The organism is Trichocoleus sp. FACHB-46 (assembly GCF_014695385.1).
In the GTDB taxonomy this organism is placed as follows: domain Bacteria; phylum Cyanobacteriota; class Cyanobacteriia; order FACHB-46; family FACHB-46; genus Trichocoleus.
In genome coordinates this window covers 1-4,747 of sequence record NZ_JACJOD010000083.1, presented here as the reverse complement: position 1 = coordinate 4,747, position 4,747 = coordinate 1, and the positions used below count along the sequence as shown (strand labels likewise).

Annotated in this window: 5 protein-coding genes and 1 pseudogene; 3 read left to right on the top strand and 3 right to left on the bottom strand. The window is 49.6% G+C overall.

All coding sequences use genetic code 11. From position 1 onward, the window contains the following. Window positions 1-107 (top strand): annotated as a pseudogene (locus tag H6F72_RS28850) (IS5/IS1182 family transposase); the annotation flags it as partial. 54 nt (window positions 108-161) lie between these two features. Here the strand turns inward: H6F72_RS28850 and H6F72_RS28845 are convergent. Then, entirely contained in the window at window positions 162-1,793 is a 1,632-nt protein-coding gene (locus H6F72_RS28845) for an FAD-binding protein (RefSeq protein ID WP_190443356.1), read from the bottom strand. A gap of 453 nt (window positions 1,794-2,246) precedes the next feature. Between H6F72_RS28845 and H6F72_RS30920 the strand changes: the two genes are divergently transcribed. Together H6F72_RS30920 and H6F72_RS28840 are read left to right on the top strand one after the other, a co-directional pair. Beyond that, complete coding sequence (locus H6F72_RS30920; RefSeq protein ID WP_255527392.1) at window positions 2,247-2,369, top strand: hypothetical protein; 123 nt, start codon at window positions 2,247-2,249, stop codon at window positions 2,367-2,369. Continuing rightward, window positions 2,366-3,202 carry a TauD/TfdA family dioxygenase gene (locus H6F72_RS28840; RefSeq protein ID WP_199299373.1) on the top strand — a complete coding sequence of 279 codons (837 nt, stop codon included), beginning with the start codon at window positions 2,366-2,368 and terminating at the stop codon, window positions 3,200-3,202. The genes H6F72_RS30920 and H6F72_RS28840 overlap by 4 nt, the downstream gene beginning before the upstream one ends. Before the next feature lie 69 nt (window positions 3,203-3,271). Here the strand turns inward: H6F72_RS28840 and H6F72_RS28835 are convergent, their stop codons facing one another. Together H6F72_RS28835 and H6F72_RS28830 are read right to left on the bottom strand one after the other, a co-directional pair. Next, window positions 3,272-3,667 carry a GNAT family N-acetyltransferase gene (locus H6F72_RS28835; RefSeq protein WP_199299372.1) on the bottom strand — a complete coding sequence of 132 codons (396 nt, stop codon included), beginning with the start codon at window positions 3,665-3,667 and terminating at the stop codon, window positions 3,272-3,274. Window positions 3,668-3,763: 96 nt separating this feature from the next. Next, the gene (locus H6F72_RS28830; protein WP_190443354.1) at window positions 3,764-4,513 is read right to left on the bottom strand and encodes an SDR family NAD(P)-dependent oxidoreductase; all 750 of its coding nucleotides are present in this window, start codon (window positions 4,511-4,513) and stop codon (window positions 3,764-3,766) included. Window positions 4,514-4,747 lie beyond the last annotated feature (234 nt).

Here is a 4,747-nt window from a genome sequence, read left to right as displayed (position 1 = left end):
TCTTCCGCATTTTCTCAGGTCGGTATCGCAATCGTAGAAGGCGGTTTAGCTTGCGCATAAACCTGATTGCTGGCTTACTCAACTACGAACTGGCACACCCCTTATGATTCATGCAGGATGTCTATTGCAAGTAATACAGCGTTTAGGGCTAACCAATTCGATCATGGCTTGGCTCCAACGAGTTCAGTTTGCGGACGTTTCATAATCTCTTCCGAGAGCCAATCTCGCCTTACCCAGAGATGATCTAATCCGCCCGTCGCCAGATAGTAGCGTTGATTCGGATCGGTTTCGGGATAGTCCACGCGAATATGTTCACTCCGGGTTTCCTGGCGATGTAATGCACTAAAATAGGCCCATCTCGCTACTGCCGTGAGCGCCGCCGCTCGACGCGAATATTCCACATCGCGCACCGTATCTTGTTTGGGCGTTGCTTGCACCTGCTGCCAGAGAGCTTCTAATTTGGCGAGAGAATCGACCAGCTTTGGCTCAGAGCGGAAATAGTTCTTCTCTAAGGGAAACATTTCGGCTTGCACACTGCGAACGATCGCATCGTGATCGAAAGCGGTAGACGTGGGAGCAGGCGATCGCAATCCCGCTTGACCCGCCGGACGCACCGATCGTTCATGAGCCTGAACACCCAAACGCTTCGCAAAGGCTGCTGCTCCCTCTCCTGCCCATTGTCCCGTTGAAATTGCCCAGGCAGAATTGGAACCCCCGCCCCCAGAGCTTAAGCCTGCCAAAAACTCCCGCGATGCCGCATCCCCTGCAGCATAAAGACCCGGAACTTTCGTGGCACAATGCTCATCCACAATCCGAATTCCACCCGTTCCCCGCACGGTTCCTTCCAACACCATTGTCACTGGGACTCGTTCTGTATAAGGATCGATGCCTGCCTTTATGTAAGGGAGAAACGCGATGAAGTGGGACTTCTCAATCACCGCTTTGACTTCGGGGGTAGCACGATCTAACTGAGCATAAACGGGACCTTTGATTAAGGCATTCGGCAGGAAGGACGGATCGCGACGACCATTAATGTAACCTCCCAGATTATTCCCAGCTTCGTCGGTATAGGTTGCCCAGCCGAAGGGAACTCCCCGCGTGACGGTGGCATTGAACGCCGTTGAAATTGCATAGTGACTGGAGGCTTCCATACTCGAAAGTTCGCCTCCTGCTTCCACTGCCATCAATAAACCATCGCCCCAGTTGGTATTGCACCCTAAAGCCTTGCTCAAAAAGGCACAACCCCCATTTGCTAGCACAACCGCACTCGCACGGACGGTATAGGCACGATGCTGCTGACGCTGTACCCCGCTTGCCCCCTCAACAGAACCATCATCTGCCAGTAAAAACTCCAGGGCAGGACTTTGATCGAGAATCTGCACTCCCATCCGCAACAAGGTTTTACGCAGGACGCGCATATATTCAGGACCGTAATAGCTGCGGCGCACAGATTCCCCATTCTCCTTCGGGAAACGATAGCCCCAACTTTCCACCAGCGGCAGGCTGAGCCATGTTTTTCCGATCATCCGCTCGATCCACCTTAAGCTAGCCAGCGTTTGTCCAGCTCGATAGCGTTGCCATCGTACCGTGTCCCAATCCTCTGGTGCAGGAGCCATGATGCCATTACCATTGGCAGCAGCAGCACCGCTCGTTCCCAAGAACCCCTTGTCAACAATGATGACGCTCACGGCTTGAGCAGCGGCTGCCCATGCTGCCCAAGCCGCAGCTGGACCACCCCCAATGACTAGAACATCGGCAGCTAATTGCAGTTCAGTTTCGCGGTTGATGCTCACAATTTTGATGTTCTCCGAAGCGACATGAGAGGAGTGCAAAAAATAGAAGCGATCAGAAAACTAATAGATTTACAGTGCGATCGCGAGTATCACATGACCCATCTTCAAAAAGACGTGATCTGAGATACAAATAATACGAATAACAAAACGTTAGATTTTCTAACTGTTTCTGTGTTGTCAATCTATCAAAAAAGCAGTAAAGTTCTTTCAGAACGCTCATCCCTCTAGAATCTTTTTGCATTCGATAGAAACAGCCCGATCGCTGTAGGTGAGGAGATGAAATTGTCGAAGTGTTGAAGATTTAAATTTCCCAAGCCTTGCTGCACGGAATTTGGGAGAGCGCAAGGATTTTGGAAGTTTCCAAACGTTCAATAGTTCGAGGAGGACCAGTTATCCTCCTCGAACTATCTGTACCAAGCTCAAACTTTGAAGCCATTCAAGGAGAATTTTCTTATGGGTTATAAGCATATCCAAGTCAAACCAGTTAGTACATTCATCGGTGCTGAAATTAGCGGTGTGAATCTTTCCCAATTTCTCTCTGAGGAGGAAGTGCAGGAAATTCGTAAGCACTGTTGAAGTGGAAGGTTGTATTCTTTCGAGGGCAGAACATCGATCATGCGGCACAGGTAGAGTTTACCTCTCGTTTCGGCGAAGTCACCTTCGCCCATCCTCTGGGAGAACCGGAACCTGTCCCAGGTTTTCCCCAACTCAAACCCGTCGATCGCAAGATTTATGAGAAGCACTATGGTTTCCGTACAGGCGGTACCTGGCATACGGATGTGACTGCCGCAGTTAACCCACCCGCCGCATCTATATTACGGGCAGTGAATGTACCCAGTGTCGGGGGTGATACTCAGTGGACCAATCTCGTTGCTGCCTATGAAGGGTTATCTGCGCCGCTGCGGGCATTAGCGGATACCTTGAAAGCTGAACATCGCTTCAATGGAGGCGGGTATCAACCCCAAAACTCAAAATTTGCTGAACGCATTGCGGTTAATCCTCTTGCTTCCATTCATCCAGTGGTTCGAGTTCATCCTGAAATTGGGGAACGGGCACTATTCGTTAACCCTGGCTTTACCTCGCGTATTGTTGACGTATCGCCCAATGAAAGCAAGCTATTGTTGGAGCTGTTCTTTAAGCAAATTACCAAGCCTGCTTATACGACTCGTTTCCGCTGGAATAATGGAGATATTGCCTTCTGGGATAACCGCGCCACCGCACATTTGGCTCCTCAAGATTTGGATCATGTAGATGTCGATCGTCTTCTCTATCGCACCACAATTACGGGGGATGTTCCAGTTGGAGTCGATGGTTCTCGCTCAGAAGTGTTGCATGGTGAGGTATTCACTGCCGAAGTTCCTAGTGTCTTCAAACAGGCTGAGGCTCAGGATGCAGTACCTGTGTCTTAATTGACCCCTTTGCCAATTTCGCAGCAACCCACCTTTGGACTATCTACCAACGGTTCAGAGGTGGGTTGCTTAGAGCTGATACTCATATCGAGCAACAGAGTAGGGACCGACTTGGCGATCGCTATGGTGACGAAAGCCAAATCTCTCGTACCTTAATCGCAGACGAACTCGATCAAAAGCACAATCCAGACGCAGGTAGTGTTTTCCTAAGCAACAGGCATGAGCGACAGCCCAGTTCAGCAATTCTGTGACTACCGTCCCGCCTGCAAATGTTCGTCGCACAGCTAATCGATGTAGAAAAGCAGAATCTGTATGAGAAATATCAGACCAAAATTGAGGATCTTCCAGTTGAAATCGTACAACTGCCACTGACGTGTTGTCGTGGAGAGCAAGATAGTACAATCCTGCTACCACGTCTGGGTAAATTGTGTTAGGGCAAACTTCATCTTTGTTCCATAGTGGCATTCCCTTCTGCGCAAGCCACTGGGCTGCTTCTCACAGAATATCTGAGACGATCGCAAGATCCTCTAACGTTGCTTGTCGAACGACGATCGTCATGTTTCACCAAGTTTGCAGGGTGGGACGAATCAGAATTTCGTTCACATTCACGCGGGCAGGTTGGGTAACGGCGTAGACGATCGCCGCAGCAATATCTTCACTCTCTAACGGAGTAATGGATTTGCGCCGCTCTTCACTGCGTTGTCTAGCGATCGAGTCAGTAGTGTGCTGGTTAATTTCGGTGTTCACCATTCCCGGTTCAATCACTGTCACCCGAATATTTTGCTGCGATATTTCCTGCCGTAGCGCTTCCGAGAAAGCATTCACACCCCATTTGGTCACGTTGTATCCGCCAATGCCTACGCGGATAGTACGCCCAGCTACCGAGGAGATATTCACGATATGCCCAGTTCCCTGCGCTTGCAGAATTGGTAACACGGCATGAGTAACATTCATCAACGCCACTAGGTTCAAATCAATCATACGTCGCCAATCGTCAGGGTTTGCCGTGGCAATCTCTCCTGTTAAGGCGATCCCCGCATTGTTAATGAGGATATCAATCTGTCCCCAAGTGGTCTTGGTTTTGTCTACCAAGGTTTGAATTTGAGCGTCATCTGTGATGTCTGCGACGATCGCCAGTGCTTCACCATCCTTCGCTGTAATTCTTTGTGCTAGAGCATCCAAACGATCGCCCCGACGTGCAACAATTGCGACCTTTGCTCCTTCGGCTGCTAAAGCGATCGCGGTTGCTTCACCAATGCCAGCAGAAGCTCCGGTAATAATCGCCACTTTTCCGTCTAATTTGCCAGTCATCGATCGCTCCTATATTTGTCTTTGTAAAAACACCAAGCTCAGTTATCTGGCTCCAGACGTTTGCTCAAACTGATGACATCATCCACGGTATAGCCCAACATGCGATAAAACTCGATTACATCATCAGGACTTACGCAAAAGCAGCTCTAAACTGAAGCAATGAGCTTTACCAAACTCGACTACTGCCAGTATCTACTGAGCAGTCCCATCAACTACACGGTCACGAATTTAGCT